The sequence below is a fragment of the Amycolatopsis sp. cmx-4-61 genome (assembly GCF_046548775.1).
Classification (GTDB): Bacteria; Actinomycetota; Actinomycetes; order Mycobacteriales; family Pseudonocardiaceae; genus Amycolatopsis.
This window is the reverse complement of the sequence record NZ_JAEBEI010000012.1, coordinates 109,644-124,946: the sequence shown is the minus strand read 5'-3', so window position 1 is coordinate 124,946 and position 15,303 is coordinate 109,644. Positions and strand designations below refer to the sequence as shown.

19 protein-coding genes are annotated in these 15,303 nt (G+C 72.3%); 12 read left to right on the top strand and 7 right to left on the bottom strand.

The window, feature by feature from the left end:
* Nucleotides 1-5: 5 nt before the first annotated feature.
* Both ACLJOU_RS29405 and ACLJOU_RS29400 read right to left on the bottom strand, forming a co-directional pair.
* Nucleotides 6-344, bottom strand: a complete 339-nt coding sequence (locus tag ACLJOU_RS29405; RefSeq protein WP_003103060.1) for a P-II family nitrogen regulator — start codon at nucleotides 342-344, stop codon at nucleotides 6-8.
* Nucleotides 341-1,729 (bottom strand): ammonium transporter, encoded by a 1,389-nt coding sequence (locus ACLJOU_RS29400; RefSeq protein WP_410571762.1) that lies wholly within the window; start codon nucleotides 1,727-1,729, stop codon nucleotides 341-343. Before ACLJOU_RS29400 ends, ACLJOU_RS29405 begins: the two co-directional genes overlap by 4 nt.
* Before the next feature lie 173 nt (nucleotides 1,730-1,902).
* Here ACLJOU_RS29400 and ACLJOU_RS29395 point away from each other — a divergent pair, with 173 nt between their 5' ends.
* Together ACLJOU_RS29395 and ACLJOU_RS29390 are read left to right on the top strand one after the other, a co-directional pair.
* A complete protein-coding gene (locus ACLJOU_RS29395; protein WP_410571760.1) occupies nucleotides 1,903-2,751 on the top strand; it encodes a putative RNA methyltransferase in 849 nt (282 codons plus the stop codon).
* Nucleotides 2,752-2,769: 18 nt separating this feature from the next.
* Entirely contained in the window at nucleotides 2,770-3,396 is a 627-nt protein-coding gene (locus tag ACLJOU_RS29390) for a (2Fe-2S)-binding protein (protein WP_410571758.1), read from the top strand.
* On the opposite strand, the gene ACLJOU_RS29385 is transcribed toward ACLJOU_RS29390, so the two are convergent.
* Nucleotides 3,393-4,247: a sigma-70 family RNA polymerase sigma factor gene (locus ACLJOU_RS29385; RefSeq protein WP_410571757.1), complete on the bottom strand. Its 855-nt coding sequence runs from the start codon at nucleotides 4,245-4,247 to the stop codon at nucleotides 3,393-3,395. The two genes, ACLJOU_RS29390 and ACLJOU_RS29385, sit on opposite strands and share 4 nt — an antisense overlap.
* 82 nt (nucleotides 4,248-4,329) lie before the next feature.
* On the bottom strand, nucleotides 4,330-5,238 hold the full coding sequence (locus tag ACLJOU_RS29380; protein ID WP_410572032.1) for a LysR substrate-binding domain-containing protein: 909 nt from the start codon (nucleotides 5,236-5,238) through the stop codon (nucleotides 4,330-4,332).
* A gap of 71 nt (nucleotides 5,239-5,309) precedes the next feature.
* Between ACLJOU_RS29380 and ACLJOU_RS29375 the strand changes: the two genes are divergently transcribed.
* Nucleotides 5,310-6,128, top strand: coding sequence for a carbonyl reductase (locus ACLJOU_RS29375; protein ID WP_410571755.1), 819 nt, complete (start codon nucleotides 5,310-5,312; stop codon nucleotides 6,126-6,128).
* A gap of 6 nt (nucleotides 6,129-6,134) precedes the next feature.
* Here the strand turns inward: ACLJOU_RS29375 and ACLJOU_RS29370 are convergent, their stop codons facing one another.
* A complete protein-coding gene (locus ACLJOU_RS29370; protein WP_410571753.1) occupies nucleotides 6,135-6,572 on the bottom strand; it encodes a VOC family protein in 438 nt (145 codons plus the stop codon).
* A 75-nt stretch (nucleotides 6,573-6,647) separates the two neighbouring features.
* Here ACLJOU_RS29370 and ACLJOU_RS29365 point away from each other — a divergent pair, with 75 nt between their 5' ends.
* The 5 genes from ACLJOU_RS29365 to ACLJOU_RS29345 all read left to right on the top strand — a co-directional run bounded on the left by ACLJOU_RS29365 (nucleotide 6,648) and on the right by ACLJOU_RS29345 (nucleotide 10,573).
* Complete coding sequence (locus tag ACLJOU_RS29365) at nucleotides 6,648-7,934, top strand: O-acetylhomoserine aminocarboxypropyltransferase/cysteine synthase family protein (protein ID WP_410571751.1); 1,287 nt, start codon at nucleotides 6,648-6,650, stop codon at nucleotides 7,932-7,934.
* Nucleotides 7,931-8,407: a CoA-binding protein gene (locus ACLJOU_RS29360; RefSeq protein WP_410571750.1), complete on the top strand. Its 477-nt coding sequence runs from the start codon at nucleotides 7,931-7,933 to the stop codon at nucleotides 8,405-8,407. The genes ACLJOU_RS29365 and ACLJOU_RS29360 overlap by 4 nt, the downstream gene beginning before the upstream one ends.
* A gap of 38 nt (nucleotides 8,408-8,445) precedes the next feature.
* On the top strand, nucleotides 8,446-9,195 hold the full coding sequence (locus tag ACLJOU_RS29355; protein ID WP_410571748.1) for an MBL fold metallo-hydrolase: 750 nt from the start codon (nucleotides 8,446-8,448) through the stop codon (nucleotides 9,193-9,195).
* A 151-nt stretch (nucleotides 9,196-9,346) separates the two neighbouring features.
* A complete protein-coding gene (locus ACLJOU_RS29350; protein ID WP_176172189.1) occupies nucleotides 9,347-9,520 on the top strand; it encodes a hypothetical protein in 174 nt (57 codons plus the stop codon).
* 30 nt (nucleotides 9,521-9,550) lie between these two features.
* A complete protein-coding gene (locus tag ACLJOU_RS29345) occupies nucleotides 9,551-10,573 on the top strand; it encodes a restriction endonuclease (protein WP_410571746.1) in 1,023 nt (340 codons plus the stop codon).
* Here the strand turns inward: ACLJOU_RS29345 and alc are convergent.
* On the bottom strand, nucleotides 10,570-11,571 hold the full coding sequence (alc, locus tag ACLJOU_RS29340; RefSeq protein WP_410571744.1) for an allantoicase: 1,002 nt from the start codon (nucleotides 11,569-11,571) through the stop codon (nucleotides 10,570-10,572). The two genes, ACLJOU_RS29345 and alc, sit on opposite strands and share 4 nt — an antisense overlap.
* A 12-nt stretch (nucleotides 11,572-11,583) precedes the next feature.
* Nucleotides 11,584-12,912: an allantoinase AllB gene (allB, locus tag ACLJOU_RS29335; RefSeq protein ID WP_410571742.1), complete on the bottom strand. Its 1,329-nt coding sequence runs from the start codon at nucleotides 12,910-12,912 to the stop codon at nucleotides 11,584-11,586.
* A 129-nt stretch (nucleotides 12,913-13,041) separates the two neighbouring features.
* Here allB and ACLJOU_RS29330 point away from each other — a divergent pair, with 129 nt between their 5' ends.
* The 4 genes from ACLJOU_RS29330 to pucL all read left to right on the top strand — a co-directional run bounded on the left by ACLJOU_RS29330 (nucleotide 13,042) and on the right by pucL (nucleotide 15,260).
* A complete protein-coding gene (locus ACLJOU_RS29330; RefSeq protein ID WP_086837781.1) occupies nucleotides 13,042-13,518 on the top strand; it encodes a helix-turn-helix domain-containing protein in 477 nt (158 codons plus the stop codon).
* A gap of 79 nt (nucleotides 13,519-13,597) precedes the next feature.
* Nucleotides 13,598-14,062: a 2-oxo-4-hydroxy-4-carboxy-5-ureidoimidazoline decarboxylase gene (gene uraD / locus ACLJOU_RS29325; RefSeq protein WP_410571740.1), complete on the top strand. Its 465-nt coding sequence runs from the start codon at nucleotides 13,598-13,600 to the stop codon at nucleotides 14,060-14,062.
* On the top strand, nucleotides 14,059-14,376 hold the full coding sequence (gene uraH / locus ACLJOU_RS29320; RefSeq protein WP_410571738.1) for a hydroxyisourate hydrolase: 318 nt from the start codon (nucleotides 14,059-14,061) through the stop codon (nucleotides 14,374-14,376). The genes uraD and uraH overlap by 4 nt, the downstream gene beginning before the upstream one ends.
* Before the next feature lie 2 nt (nucleotides 14,377-14,378).
* Nucleotides 14,379-15,260 (top strand): factor-independent urate hydroxylase, encoded by an 882-nt coding sequence (gene pucL, locus ACLJOU_RS29315; RefSeq protein ID WP_410571736.1) that lies wholly within the window; start codon nucleotides 14,379-14,381, stop codon nucleotides 15,258-15,260.
* The last annotated feature ends 43 nt before the right edge of the window (nucleotides 15,261-15,303 follow it).

Genomic DNA, 15,303 nt, shown 5'->3' with positions numbered 1-15,303 from the left:
ACGCCCTAGAGCGCGTCCGTGCCGCGCTCGCCGGTCCGGACCCGGATCACCGTCTCGACCGGGGTCACCCACACCTTGCCGTCGCCGATCTTGCCGGTGTGCGCGGCCGTGGTGATGGCGTCGAGCACCTTCTCCACGTTGGTGTCGTCGGTGACGACCTCGATCTTCAGCTTGGCCACGAAGTCCACCGAGTACTCCGCGCCGCGGTAGACCTCGGTGTGGCCCTTCTGCCGTCCGTAGCCCTGGACCTCGCTGACCGTCATGCCCAGCACGCCCAGCTGCTCCAGCGCGGAGCGGACGTCGTCGAGCGTGAACGGCTTGACAATCGCCGTGATGAGCTTCATGCCTTGCTCTCCTCGAGTTTCGCGGCCGGGGTGGCGGACTTGACCGGGATGGTGTTCGGGTGGCCGAGGCCCCCGCCGGTTCCGGTGAAGTCGTACGCGCTCTCCGCGTGCTGGGCTTCGTCGATGCCGCTGACCTCGTCCTCGGTGCTGACGCGGAAGCCGCCGGCCTTCTTGATCACGAAGCCGATGATGAAGGACAGCACGAAGGAGTACGCGAGCACCGCACCGGCGGCCGCGGCCTGCCGGCCCAGCTGGGTGAACCCGCCGCCGTAGAACAGGCCGTCCGCCCCGAGCGAGTTGACGCTGGTGGTGCCGAAGAAGCCGATCAGCAGCGTGCCGACGATGCCGCCGACCAGGTGGACGCCGACGACGTCGAGCGAGTCGTCGAAGCCGAACTTGAACTTGAGCGAGATGGCCAGCGCGCAGACCGCACCGGCGATGAGGCCGATCGCGATGGCCCCGATCGGGCTCACGAAGCCACACGCCGGGGTGATGGCGACCAGACCGGCGACCGCGCCCGAAGCCGCGCCGAGGGTGGTCGGCTTGCCGAACTTGAGCTGCTCCACCAGCAGCCAGCCGAGGACAGCGGCGGCGGTGGCGACGGTGGTGTTGGTGAACGCGACGGCGGCGAGGTCGTTGGCGGCCAGCGCCGACCCGGCGTTGAAGCCGTACCAGCCGAACCACAGCAGCGACGCGCCGAGGAGCACGAACGGGACGTTGTGCGGGCGGCCGGTGTCCTTCGGCCAGCCCTTGCGCTTGCCGAGCACGATCGCCAGAGCCAGGCCCGCGGCACCGGCGTTGATGTGGACCGCGGTGCCACCGGCGAAGTCGAGCGCCTTGAGGTTGTTGGCGATCCAGCCGCCGACGGCGTTCTCGCCGATGAACCCGTTGAAGGAGAACACCCAGTGCGCGACCGGGAAGTACACGACCGTCACCCAGATGACGACGAACAGCGTCCAGCCCCAGAACTTCGCGCGGTCGGCGATGGCGCCGGAGATCAGCGCGGGCGTGATGATCGCGAACATCAGCTGGAACATCACGAAGGCCAGGACGGGCAGGCCGTCCGAACCGGGCCAGGCGACCGCCGGCGAGGTGTCGGTCGCGGCGACCGCGAACCCGGCGAGCTTGCCGAAGGTGTTTTCCAGCCCGGCGAAGTGGAAGTTACCGAGGAATCCTCCGAACGCGTCGTCGCCGAAGGACATCGAGAAGCCGTACAGGGCCCACAGCACCCCGACGACGGCCAGCGCGATGAAGTTCATCATCAGCATGTTCAGGACGCTCTTCGCGCGGACCATGCCGCCATAGAAGAACGCCAGTCCTGGGGTCATGAGCATGACCAGCGCGGCGCTGGCCAATACCCACGCGGTGTCTCCTGCGTTCAGCACATCGTCCTCCCGTGCCCTGGGTTCGTGCGTTGGCAGTTTTGGCGCGCGGTGTTTCACGGGGCGGCTCGCGAGGTTTCACCCGCGTGAACTGTCCGCGCCGGGTTGTTACGGCCAGGTTTCCCAGGACCCCGCCTCGGGTGTCCGGTTGCGAAACGTCGTGGTCGAATACCCCCATGACACCGGCCGACCACGGGAATGACCCACTGCCACCCCCGGTCGTCGCGGCACTGCGGTGTTCGGTGTGCGGCGACCCGATCGGCGCAGCGGGCCGCACGCTGCGTTGCGGGAACCGCCACTCTTTCGATCTAGCTCGCCAGGGTTACGTGAACCTGTTGCACGCGCGAATCCCGGCCGGGACGGCGGACACCGCACCCATGGTCGCGGCCCGCGCGGACTTCCTCGCCTCGGGCGCGTACGAACCCCTCGCCGACGAGCTGGCCCGCGTGTGCGCGGACGCCGGCGGTCTGGTGATCGACGCGGGCGCGGGCACGGGCTACTACCTCGCGCGGGTGCTGGCGGCGTCGGAGGCGTTCGGCCTCGCGCTGGACGTCTCCGCGGTCGCCCTGCGGCGGGCGGCGCGGGCCCACCCGAGGCTGGGCGCGGCGGTGTGGAACCTGTGGGAGCCGTGGCCGGTCGGCGACGGGGTGGCGTCGGTCGTGCTGAACGTCTTCGCGCCGCGCAACGGCCCGGAGTTCCACCGCGTGCTGCGGCCGGGCGGCCGGCTGGTGGTGGCGGCCCCGGCCCCGGACCACCTGCGCGAGCTGGGCGACCTCGTCCTGGCCGTCGACGAGCGCAAGGACGAGCGGCTGGACGCCACCCTCGGCGAGTACTTCACGCGTGCGGAGCGCACGGAGGTCCGGCGCGAGGTGGAGCTGACGCCGCGGCAGGTGCGCCAAGCGGTCGAGATGGGTCCCGCCGGGTTCCACCTCGACCGGAACGGCCGCCGGGAGCGGCTCGACGCGCTGAGTGAGCCGCAGGTCGTCACGGTGTCGTTCACGGTCGCGACGTACCGGCGGCGCTGAGTCTGGGAAGGTGGAGGCGTGAAGCCCGACTGGACCGCGCCCGCGACCCGCCTCGCGGACACCGGCTGGGTGCGGGCCCGCATCGGCGGCGCGGCGAAGCTGTACGGGTGTGCCCGGCCCGAGGTGCTGGGGACGATCTGGTGGTACTCGCTGTCGTCGGTGCTGGTGGCCCCGGCCGTGGCGGGCCTGGTGGCCGGACGGCCGGTCGATCCCTCGCTGGACGCCGTGGAACTCGACCTCGTCGCCGACGGGCGCTTCCTCGGCGCGCGGTCCACCCGTCCCCTCGACGGCGGCCTCCCCGAACTCGGCGCCGCGTTCGCCAAGGCCCTCGGCACCGCGATCAGCACCATCGCCGCCGTCAGCGGGGCGCGGGAGCGGGCGCTCGGCGCGATCGCCACCGACTCGATCGGGAACCGGCTGCTGTGGACCCCGGATCCCGAACGCGCGCTGCCCCTGGCCGAACCCCTGGTCGCCGCGATCGGCCTGGGCCTGCCCAAGCCGCGTTTCGTGCGCGTGGGCCGCACCCCCGCCGTCCGCCGTGCTTCGTGCTGCCTGATCTACGAAGCCGGCAACCCGAAGTGCGTGAGCTGCCCGCGTCAGACGCCCGAAGAGCGCGAAGCCCGCCTTCGTGCCGCCCTGGGTTAGAAAACCGCCAGCTGGAGCCCGGCAAGCCGCGCCGGGTCGGCGATGACCTCGATACCGGTGATCCGGTCGCCGCCGACGCGGAACGCCAGCACCACCGCCGGCCGGCCGTCGCGCTCCATGAGCAGGCCGGGCGAGCCGTCGACCAGGACGAGCTCGCTGGCGCGGGCCCGCTCGGACGCCAGGATCGCGCCGCGGCGGACGCTCTCGACACCGCGCAGCTCGATCGGCGCCGGGCTCGGGCCGACGAACCGGTCGGCGCGCAGCACGACGTCCGGGTCGAGCAGGGCGAGCAGCGCTTCGAAGTCACCGCCGCGGGAGGCCGCCAGGAAGGCCTCGACGACCTTGCGCCGCCGGGGCAGGTCCGCGGCCGCCGTTTCGCCGCCCTTCACCCGGCGGCGGGCGCGGCTGGCGAGCTGCCGGGTGGCGGCCGCGGTCCTGCCGAGCACCGGCGCGATCTCGTCGAACGGCACGGCGAACATGTCGTGCAGCACGAACGCCACCCGCTCGGCCGGCCCCAGCGCGTCGAGCACCACCAGCAGCGCCCGCCCGACCGAGTCGGCCAGCTCGGCCTCCTGGCCCGGGTCGCGGCGGTCGTCGTCCGGCTCCGGCTGCCCGTCCAGGGGCTCCTCACGGTGGTTGCGGCGCGTACGCAGCAGGGACAGGCACACCCGGGCGACCACGGTCGTCAGCCAGGCGGGGAGGTGGTCGATCTCGCCCGTGTCGGTGCGGTGGAACCGCAGCCACGCCTCCTGGACGGCGTCGTCGGCTTCGGCCGCCGAACCCAGCATCCGGTAGGCGACCGCCCGCAACCGCGGCCGCTCCTGCTCGAACCGCTCGGTCAGCGCGTCCACCTGTCTCGCTCCTTCCGCCCCGGGGTCGTAGCAGTAGACCCCGCGACGGCGGGTGATGTGACCGGAGCGCGGGTGATCTCCGTCATCCCGCCGCGGTCCGGCGCAGGGCCGCGGCCAGCAGGGCCGCCGGTTCGGACAGCGGCCCCGGCAGCCGCGCCAGCACCACCCGCCGCCGTTCGGACGGCCCGCCGCGGACCTCCAGCACCCGCACGCCCGGCGGCACCGCCTCGGCCAGCGAAGCGGGCAGCGTCGTCAGCCCGCAGCCGGCGGCGACCAGGTTCAGCTTCGCCAGCCAGTCGCGCGCGGTGTGGGCGATCTCGGGCCGCTCGTCCAGCCCCGGCCACACGCCCATCAGCGTGTCCTCCCCCGCCGACGGCCCGGCGATCCACCGCTGCCCGCGCAGGTCGGCGACGTCGACCGGGCCGGCACCGGCCAGCGGGTGGCCCGCCGGCACGGCGAGGCGGAGGCTGCGCTCGGCCAGCGTCTCCAGGCGCAACGCCGGTGTCTCGGCGTCCGGTGGCCGGAACGGCGGGACCGAGCCGAGCACGGCCAGGTCCACGGTGCCCGCGCGCAGGGCCCGGACGAGGACCGGCGTCGTGCCCTCCCGGGTGACGACGGTGACCGCCGGGTGGGTGCGGCGCAGCTGCGCGACCGCGCGCGGCACCAGCACCGCGCCCGCGCTGGGGAACCAGCCCAGCCGCACGGTGCCGGCGTCGGCGGGCAGCCCGGCCAGCTCGCGCCCGGCCGCGTCGATCTCGTCGAGCACCGCGACGGCGTGGCGCAGCACGATGGTCCCGGCGGCGGTCAGCCGCACGCCGTCGGGCCGCCGCTCCAGCACGGGAGTGCGCGCCACGCGTTCGAGGGACGCGATCTGCCGCGACACCGCGGACTGCGTGTAGCCCAGCGCCGCCGCGGCCGCGGTCAGGGTGCCGCGTCCGGCGACCTCGCGGAACACGCGCAGGGCGACCAGGGAGACGTCACCGAAGTCCATGACGTCCACGCATACCAGGGATGCTCGATTCTCGCTTTTCGCATGGCCCGGGCGAACCTACCGTGGCCGGTATGACACGTATCGCCGTGGTGACCGGGGCCAACCAGGGCCTCGGCTTCGCCCTCGTCCGCGGGCTCGCCGCCCGCCTCGCCCCGGAAGACCTCGTTCTGCTCACCGGCCGCGACGCCGGCCGGGTGGCGGACGCCGCCGCCCGCGTCGCCGCCGATCCGGCGACGCGCAGCCGGGTCGAGGGCCGCGTGCTCGACGTCTCCGACGCGGACGCGGTGGGCCGCTTCGCCGAGCCGGTCGACATCGTGCTCTCGAACGCCGTCGGCCCGCTCGACCCGGGCCGTCCGCAGGCCGAGCAGGCCGACGTCTTCCTCGACGTCGCCAACGGCGGCACCCACGCCGTGCTGCGGTCGTTCGGGCCGGTCCTGCGGCCGGGCGGCCGGCTGCTGGTCGTGGCCAGTTCGCTCGGCACCCTCGGCCACCTGCCCGAGCCGCTGCGGGCGCGTTTCGACGGCGTTTCGCTGGACGACGTCGAGAAGGCGGTCGAGGACTGGCGCACGGCGATCCACGACGGCACGGCCGCCGCGCAGGGCTGGCCGGACTGGATCAACGTGCCGTCCAAGGTGGCCCAGGTCGCGGCGGTCCGCGCGGTGGCGGCCGAACGCCGGGCCGCGGACCTGGCCACCGGCACGCTGGTGGCGGCGGTGTGCCCGGGCCTGGTCGACACGCGGGCGTCCCGGCCGTGGTTCAGCGACTTCAGCCAGGCGCAGACCCCGGACGAGGCCGCGCGCAAGGTGCTCGACCTGGTATTCGCGGACGTGGATCCGGTGACCTACGGCGAGCTGGTCCGGTTCGGGCGCGTCCTGCCGTGGCGGAGCTGACCGGGTTCAGAGCACGCAGAACTCGTTGCCCTCGGGATCCGCCATGACGAAGTGGTCGGGGCGGCCGTCCAGCTGGTCCTCCCGCAGGACGGTCGCGCCCGCGGCGGTCAGCCGGGCGACCGCCTCGACGACCCGCTCCCAGCGCGTCTCCCACGGCACCTCGCGGCCCCCACCCGCCTGGACGTCCAGGTGGAGGCGGTTCTTCACGACCTTCGCCTCGGGCACCTTGAGGAAGCTCAGGCTCGGCAGGACGCCCTCCGGGTCGGTCAGGTACGCGCCGTCGTCCCACTCGGCTTCGGGCACGCCGTGCCGGGTGAACCACGCCTCCCAGCTCGCGAACCCCGGCGGCGGCGGGCGCTCGATGTAGCCGAGGGCCACCGCCCAGAACCGGGCCAGCACGCGGGGTTCCGCGCAGTCGATCGTCACGCTCCAGCGCACCGTCACGGGTGGGAGCGTAACCGCGCCCACGCCCTGGGAGCGCGTGTCATCCGGGGGATGCTGCGGTTACCGTGGACCACGATGAGTGAACGCAGCTGGGGCTTCCGCACCCGCGCCCTGCACGCGGGCGGCACGCCCGATCCGGCGACCGGGGCACGGGCCGTGCCGATCTACCAGACCACGAGCTTCGTCTTCGAGGACGCCGCCGACGCGGCGAACCTCTTCGCGCTCCAGAAGTACGGCAACATCTACAGCCGGATCGGGAACCCGACGGTGGCCGCGTTCGAGGAGCGGATCGCCAGCCTCGAAGGCGCCATCGGGGGTGTCGCCACCGCGAGCGGGCAGGCCGCCGAGTTCCTCACCTTCAGCGCGCTCGCCGAGGCCGGCGACCACATCGTCTCCGCGAGCGGCCTCTACGGCGGGACCGTCACCCAGCTCACCGGCACGCTTCGGCGCTTCGGCATCGAGACCACCTTCGTCGGCGGGGGCATCGACGACTACGCCGCGGCGATCACCGACCGGACCCGGCTGCTCTACACCGAGGTCATCGGCAACCCCGGCGGCGGCATCGCCGACCTCGCCGCGCTGGCGGACCTCGCGCACGCCCACGACATCCCGCTGGTCGTCGACGCGACGCTGGCGACGCCGTACCTGTGCCGCCCGATCGAGCACGGCGCCGACATCGTGCTGCACTCGGCGACGAAGTTCCTCGGCGGGCACGGGACGACGCTCGGCGGCATCGTCGTCGAATCCGGGAACTTCGACTGGGGCAACGGGAAGTTCCCGCGGATGACCGAGACCGTCGACAGCTACGGCGGCCTTCGCTATTGGGAGAACTTCGGCGAGTACGCGTTCTGCACCCGGCTGCGCGCCGAGCAGCTGCGGGACATCGGCGCGGTCCTGTCGCCGCACTCGGCGTTCCTGCTGCTGCAGGGGGTCGAGACGCTCCCCCAGCGGATGGACGCGCACGTCGCGAACGCCCGCGCGGTCGCCGAGCACCTCGAGGCGGACCCGCGCGTGGCCTGGGTGTCCTACGCCGGGCTGCCGTCGCACCCGCACCACGAGCTGGCCCGGCGGTACCTGCCCGCGGGACCGGGCGCGGTGTTCTCCTTCGGCATCGACGGCGGCCGCGCGGCCGGTGAGAAGTTCGTCGAGTCGGTGGAGCTGCTGTCGCACCTGGCGAACGTCGGGGACGCCCGGACGCTCGTCATCCACCCGGCCTCGACCACGCACGCGCAGCTGTCGGAGGAGCAGCTCGCGGCGGCGGGCGTCGGGCCCGACCTGATCCGGCTGTCGGTCGGCCTCGAGGACGTCGACGACATCCTCTGGGACCTCGACCAGGCGCTGGGCAAGGCGGTGGCCGGGTGACGCACGACGTGAGCGCCGTCGAGCGGCGCGCGATCCTCACCCGGACGAAGTCGGTGACGATCGTCGGCGCGTCGGCCAACCCGGCGCGGCCCAGCTACTTCGTCGCGACCTACCTGCTTTCGTCGACGCGTTATGAGGTCAACTTCGTCAACCCGCGGCTGGACACGCTGCTCGGCAAACCGGTGTACGCGTCGCTGAAGGACGTCCCGGGCGAGCCCGACCTGGTGAGCGTCTTCCGCAAGCACGACGACCTGCCGCAGGTGGCCGAGGAGGTCATCGACGCCGGCGCGCGGACGCTGTGGCTGCAACTCGGGCTGTGGCACGAGCCGGTGGCCGAGCGGGCGCGGGCAGCCGGGCTGGACATCGTGATGAACCGGTGCGTCAAGATCGAGCACGCGCGCTTCGCCGGCGGGCTGCACCTGGCCGGGTTCAACACCGGCGTGATCAGCTCGCGGCGGCCGTCGGCGCCCTGACGCGGGAAGAGAACGGCCGTTCCTGCGGTTGCCCGGGTATGACCTTGGGGATCACGTTCTCCGGCGGCCCGACCGCCCTGCTGGAACTGGGTGGCGTCCGGCTGCTCACCGACCCGACCTTCGACCCGCCCGGCGACCACCCGATCGGCGATCGCGTGCTGGTCAAGACCGAAGAATCGGTGCTCACCGAGGAAGCCATCGGGATGGTGGACGCCGTCCTGCTGTCGCACGACCAGCACCCGGACAACCTGGACGACCGCGGTCGCGCGTACCTCGCGACGGTGCCGCTGACGCTGGTCACGCCCAGGGGAGCCGCGCGGCTCGGCGGGACTTCGCGGGGCCTCGCGCCGTGGGAATCGACGCGGGTCGGGGCGCTGACCGTCACGGCGGTTCCGGCGCTGCACGGACCGGACGGGGCCTCGCGGCTCACCGGGGACGTGACGGGGTTCGTCCTGACCGGCGACGGGCTGCCGACGGTGTACGTGAGCGGGGACAACGCGTCGGTGGACCTGGTGCGGGAGATCGCGGCGCGGTTCCGCGTCGACGTCGCGGTGCTGTTCGCCGGCGCGGCCCGGACGGCGTTGTTCGACGGCGCTCCCCTGACACTGACCAGCGTGGACGCCGTCGAAGCGGCGAAGGCGCTGGGTGCGGCGAAAGTGGTTCCACTGCATCTGCGGGGCTGGGGGCACTTCAGCGAGGGACCGGAGAGGCTGCGGTCGGCGTTCGAGGCGGCGGGGCTGGCGGACCGGCTCGTGCTGCTGGAGCCCGGACAGCGCGCGGAGGTCTGACGCCGGTCGGGCGGGGGTCCGGCTGGGCGCGGGTTCCGGTCGGCCAGGGGCAAGCGCCCCAAGGCCGCCTTGGGGCGCTCGGGGCGGCCGCGAGCGGCTGGGGCCGGGGAGGCCGCGGTGGGCTGCTTCGGCGTCGTGAGAGGCTGGCGGCATGGCCAAGCCGACCCCGCTGCAGTTCCGGAACATCCTCGTCGCCGTCCTCGCGGCGGCGGGCTTCGTGTGGAGCGTCGTCGTCGGGCTGCCGTGGTGGGTGAGCGCGCTCGTGGGCTGCGCCTGCGTCCTGTCGCTGGCCTCGGCTTACCTCAACCGCCCCGGCGCGAACTAGCGCGTCTGTGCCTCCGGCCAACGTTCTGCCATGACGACGATCTGGGGCATCCACAACGACCAGCCCCAACTGGACCTGGTCGGGAACGGGTTCGTCTCGATCGGCTGGGACGACCTGGGCGACCTTTCCGATCTGAAAGACGACCGCGACGATGCGAAGGCCCGCGTCGCCCGGGCACGCCCCGATCTCAAGCCGGGAGCCATCCCGGTGACCGCGGGGACGTTGCTTTCGTTCCGGCACCGGATGCGGCCCGGGGACATCGTCATCTACCCCTACAAGCCGGACAGCACCGTCAACATCGGCCGGATCACGGGTGACTACTACTTCCAGGCCGGCGTCCCGCTGCACGCGAACCGGCGACCGGTGAACTGGCTGCGAACCGGTGTTCCCCGGACGACCTTCTCGCAGAGCGCGCGCTACGAGATCGGCTCGGCCGTCACGGTGTTCCAGGTCAAGCAGCACCGACAGGAATTCCTCGACTTCCTCGAAGGTCTGCCGACGGCGGCGACCACCGCCGTGGCCGAGGCCGAACCGGAAGCGGCTGCCGACGAAGCGGCCGAACAGCCGGATGCCCAGCGGATCGAGACCTACACCCACGACTTCGTCATCGACACCTTGATGAAAGAGCTGGAAGGCGTCGATTTCGAGCACTTCGTCGCGCATCTCCTCGGTGCCATGGGATACCGGACCGAAGTGACGAGCCCGTCACGCGACGGTGGGTACGACATCATCGCCTCGCACGATCCCCTGCTGCTGAAGCCGCCGATCATCAAGGTCCAGTGCAAGCGCACGACCTCGTCGATCGGCCGTCCGGAAGTCCAGCAGCTGACCGGAGCTCTCGCGGCCGGCGGGTCCGAGCTGGGCTTGTTCGTGACGTTGGGCAGCTACTCCGCCGACGCACAACACGAAGAACGGCACCGCCAGAACCTCCGGCTCATCAACGGCCGCCAGCTGGTCAAGCTGATCTTCGAGCACTACGCCAAGTTCAGCCTCGAATACAAGCGGCTCCTCCCGCTGCGGGCGATCTACGTCGTCGACAGCAACGCGAACTAGCGCGTCTTCGCGAACCTCGCCTTCAGGTTCGCCCGGCCCGCTTCGGTGAGCCGGCCGAACAGCCGCAGGCGGGCGAGGCCGCCGTCCGGGTAGATGTCCAGGCGGGCCTCCGTCACCTCGGGGCCGTCCGGGACGGCGAACCGGTGGCGGGTGTCCGGTTGCAGCCGCGTCTTCGGCAGCAACGGCACCCACTCGCCGTACGTGTCCCGGCCGCTCACCGACGCCCAGCCCGGCGCATTGCCCTTCAGGTTGCTCGTGTCCAGCTCCACGAACCGGACGATCCCGGCGCCCGCGAGCCGCAGCGTCACCCAGTCATTGCCGTCGTCGCGGCGGCGGGCCGTCTCCCAGCCCTCCGCCTGGTGGGCCGCCAGGCCCGGCGAAAGGATGTTGTTCGGCGACGAATAGAACCGGTTGCTGCAGCCCGTGACGACCGCGCCGTTCTCCAGGGCCGCCAGGTCGAGCGCGTCCGGATCCAGCAGGGCCGGGTCCGGGATCGGCGCGCCGTGGACGCGCAGGCGGGCCACTCCCCCGTCCGGGTGCTGCGTCAGCCGCACGTGCGTGTAGCGCCGCGAACCGTTGACCGCGTAGAAGTTGTCCGTGTCGCCCGCGGCCGGGGCGTGGTCGACCAGGACGTCCCAGTCGGCCGCAGCCACCTCCGCCGCCGAGGGGTAGCCCGGCAGCGACGTCGCTTCGACCGAGACGAACGGCGGGTAGTTGCCCTTGAAGAACGCCGTGTCGACGACGACGCCGGTGATCGTGCCGGCCAGGCCGAGCCGGACGACGGCCTGGTCGTCGCCCGGTTCGCGGTGGCGGCGGGTCTCCCAGCCGTCGTACACCTGGCCCTTCGGCCCGAACGTCTCCGCGCGGTGCGCGGGCACCCACGGGTTGACCAGGTTCTCCTTCTCGGCGAACAGCTCGTCGGTCGCCCACATCACCGTGCCGCCGAAGCGGCGGGACGCGAGGTCGGGCAGTTCTGTCCACTCCGGACGGTCGGACACTGGGCCTCCATTTCAGCAGTTCCCCCGGGTCAGCAACGCGCCGCGCGGCTCGTCGCCGGTGATTTCGGTGCCCCGCAGCCACGTCGAGTGCACGACGCCGGCGAGCGGCCGGCGGTCGTAGGCGCTGACCGGGTTGCGGTGCTTCAGCTTCGCGACGTCGACCACGAACGCCTCGTCCGGCGCGAACACGCAGAAGTCGGCGTCGTACCCCACCGCCAGGTGCCCCTTGCGGCGCATGCCCGCCTGCGCGGCCGGCCGCTCGGCCATCCAGCGCACGACGTCGGTGAGCGCGAACCCGCGCTGCCGCGCCTGCGTCCAGATCGCCGGCAGGCCCAGCTGCAGGCTGGAAATCCCGCCCCAGGCTTCGCCGAAATCGCCGCTGTCGAAGCGTTTCAGCTCCGGTGTGCACGGCGAGTGGTCGCTGACGATCGTGTCGATCACGCCGTCGGCGAGGCCCTGCCAGAGCCGCTCGCGGTTGGCCGCCTCCCGGATCGGCGGGCAGCACTTGAACTGCGTGGCCCCGTCGCGGATCTCCTCGGCGACGAAACTCAGGTAGTGCGGGCAGGTTTCCGCCGACAGCCGGACGCCGTCCTGACGCGCGGAAGCGATCAGCGGCAGTGCGTCCGAAGAGGACAGGTGCAGGATGTGCGCCCGGGCCGAGTGACGGCGGGCCGCCTCGATCACGTGCGAGATCGCCAGGTTCTCCGCCTGACGCGGCCGCGAGCGCAGGAAGTCGACATAGCGACCGCCGTGCGGCTGCGGGGCTTCGTCGATCTCGTGGGCGTCTTCGGCGTGGACGATCATGAGCGCGTCGAAGGAACTCAGCTCCCGCAACGCTTCGTCGAGCCCGGCCGGGTCCAGCGGCGGGAACTCGTCGACCCCGGAGTGCAGCAGGAAGCACTTGAAGCCGAACACCCCGGCGTCGTGCAGACCGCGCAGTTCGCCGGCGTTGCCCGGGATCGCGCCGCCCCAGAAACCGACGTCGACGTGCACCCGGCCGGCCGCCGCCGTGCGCTTGACCGCCAGGGCCGAGATGTCGACGGTCGGCGGCAGGCTGTTGAGCGGCATGTCCACGATCGTGGTCACCCCGCCCGCCGCGGCCGCCCGGGTCGCCGTCTCGAAACCCTCCCACTCGGCGCGGCCGGGGTCGTTGACGTGGACGTGCGTGTCGACCAGCCCCGGCAGCAGCACGACGTCGTCGCCGAGGTCGAGGACGCGGTCGGCGGCCGGCGCGGCACCGCCGGGTTCGACGGCGACGATCCGGCCGCCGTCGACGCCGATGGTCGCCGGCCCCTCGCCCGCGGCCGTCACGGCCCGGGCGGCACGCACCACAAGATCCATCCGAAAGCCCTTCTACGGGAGGATGAGCACCGCCGATTTCACAGACCGGAAAGACGGTTTCGCACAACGACAGTAACCACGGCGCGCGCCGCTCGTCAACGACGGACGCCGCGCGTTACGGTCATCCTCGTGCGGCTTGAAGCGGAGTTCACCAGCGAACCGTTCCACGGCGAAGGGTCGCCGCCCGAGCACGCCGTCGCCGCCCGCGACGCCGCCGCCGAAGCCGGTCTGGACACCGACTTCGGACCACTCGGCACCCTCGCCCGCGGCGAGGCGAAGGAACTCCTCGAAGCCCTCCCGGCGATCGCGAAGGCGGCCTTGGACGGCGGCGCCACGCGCGTCACCCTGCAGCTGCGCCGGGCCGACGATCCGGGCAGCGCACCCGTCGTCGAGCTGAACGACGCACTGGCGCGGCTGATCGCCGACGTCGAGCGGGAACTGGGCGCCAAGCTGGGCGAACTCGACCGCGCGGGCAAGCAGCGCGCGGTGCGGCTGCTGCGCGAACGCGGCGCGTTCGGCCTGCGGAAATCGGTCTCCTCGGTGGCCGACGCGCTGGGCGTCACGCGGTTCACCGTCTACAACTACCTCAACCGGGAAGCGGACTGACCAGCACTTTCAACAAAATGTTGACGGAACTCCGGCGCCGACGTACGGTCAGCGGGACGCCACCCACGAGGAGTTCCCCGTGCCGCTCACCCTCTCCGACTTCAACACCGCCGACGCCGGCGTGGTCCGGCCGATCCTCACGGCCTGCCTGGACGTCCCGCGCTGGGTCGACGCGATCCTGGACCACCGCCCGTACACCAGCCGCGAAGCACTCGAAGCCGCCGCCGACCTGCCCCTGAGCAGCGACGAAATCCGGCGGGCGATGGCCGCGCACCCCCGGATCGGCGAGCAGCCGGCGGGCGGCTGGGCACGATCCGAACAGTCCGGTGTGGACAATCCGGACGCGTTCGCCGCCGCGAACGCCGAGTACGAAGCCAAGTTCGGCCACGTCTACCTCGTCTGCGCCACCGGCCGCAGCGGCGACGAGCTGCTCGGGATGCTGCGCGAGCGGCTCGGCAACGACCCGGCGACCGAACTCGCCGTCGCCGGGCGGGAACTCCTCAAGATCGCCGAACTCCGACTCGCGAAAGCGGTGACCGCGTGAGCCTCGTGACCACCCATGTCCTCGACACGGCGGCCGGACGCCCCGCCGCGGGCATCGCCGTCCGGTTCGAAACCGCCGAGGGGAAGCCGATCGCCGAGGGCCGCACCGACGACGACGGCCGCATCCGCGACCTCGGGCCGGACTCCTTGGCACCGGGCGTCTACCGCCTGGTCTTCGACACCGGCGCCCACCTGGGCCCGGACGCCTTCTTCCCGGAGGTCGCGCTGACCTTCCGGATCACCGACCCCGCGGCGCACCACCACGTGCCGCTCCTGCTCAGCCCGTTCGCCTATTCGACCTACCGAGGGAGCTGACCGTGGCCATCACCCTGGGCCCCAACCAGTACGGCAAGGCGGAGGTCCGCCTGGTCACGGTGCGCCGCGACGGCCCGGTGCACCACCTGAAGGACCTGACGGTGTCGACGTCGCTGCGCGGCGAGCTGGCCGCGACGCACCTGACCGGCGACAACGCCGGGGTGCTGGCGACCGACACGCAGAAGAACACCGTGTACGCCTTCGCGAAGGAAGCGCCGGTCGGCGAAATCGAAGAGTTCGGCCTGCGCCTGGCCCGCCACTTCGTCGGCACCCAGGAGAACATCACGGGCGCGCGCGTCAAGATCGACGAGCACGGCTGGGACCGGATCGCCGTCGGCGGCTCGCCGCACGACCACGCGTTCAGCCGGTCCGGCGACGAGCGCCGCACGACGGCGGTCACGGTCCAGGACGGCCGGGCGTGGGTCGTGTCCGGCATCGACGGGCTGACGCTGCTGAAGTCGACGGGCTCGGAGTTCCACGGCTTCCCGCGGGACCGGTACACGACGCTGGCGGAGACCGGCGACCGGATCCTCGCCACCGCCGTCACGGCGAAGTGGCGCTACCAGGGCGAGCAGATCGGCTGGGCGGAGAGCCACCGCGAGATCCGGCGGCTGATGCTGGAGACGTTCGCGACGAAGCACAGCCTTTCGCTGCAGCAGACGCTGTACGCGATGGGCGCCGCGGTGCTCCAGGGCCGGCCCGAGGTGGCCGAGGTGCGGTTGTCGCTGCCGAACAAGCACCACTTCCTGGTGGACCTGAGCCCGTTCGGGCTGAAGAACGACAACGAGGTGTTCTACGCGGCGGACCGGCCGTACGGGCTGATCGAGGGGACGATCCTGCGGGACGACGCCGAGGACGCGGGGCCGGCCTGGGACATCCACTGAGTTGATAGAACGCTCTATCATCGAGGGGTGGCAGGGACCAAGG

Excerpts from the sequence above, each read along its gene's own strand:
- ACLJOU_RS29405 (WP_003103060.1), bottom strand. The coding sequence starts at position 344 with ATGAAGCTCATCACGGCGATTGTCAAGCCGTTCACGCTCGACGACGTC.
- ACLJOU_RS29395 (WP_410571760.1), top strand. The coding sequence starts at position 1,903 with ATGACACCGGCCGACCACGGGAATGACCCACTGCCACCCCCGGTCGTC.
- ACLJOU_RS29380 (WP_410572032.1), bottom strand. The coding sequence starts at position 5,238 with ATGGACTTCGGTGACGTCTCCCTGGTCGCCCTGCGCGTGTTCCGCGAG.
- ACLJOU_RS29375 (WP_410571755.1), top strand. The coding sequence starts at position 5,310 with ATGACACGTATCGCCGTGGTGACCGGGGCCAACCAGGGCCTCGGCTTC.
- ACLJOU_RS29365 (WP_410571751.1), top strand. The coding sequence starts at position 6,648 with ATGAGTGAACGCAGCTGGGGCTTCCGCACCCGCGCCCTGCACGCGGGC.
- ACLJOU_RS29355 (WP_410571748.1), top strand. The coding sequence starts at position 8,446 with ATGACCTTGGGGATCACGTTCTCCGGCGGCCCGACCGCCCTGCTGGAA.
- ACLJOU_RS29350 (WP_176172189.1), top strand. The coding sequence starts at position 9,347 with ATGGCCAAGCCGACCCCGCTGCAGTTCCGGAACATCCTCGTCGCCGTC.
- ACLJOU_RS29345 (WP_410571746.1), top strand. The coding sequence starts at position 9,551 with ATGACGACGATCTGGGGCATCCACAACGACCAGCCCCAACTGGACCTG.
- allB (WP_410571742.1), bottom strand. The coding sequence starts at position 12,912 with ATGGATCTTGTGGTGCGTGCCGCCCGGGCCGTGACGGCCGCGGGCGAG.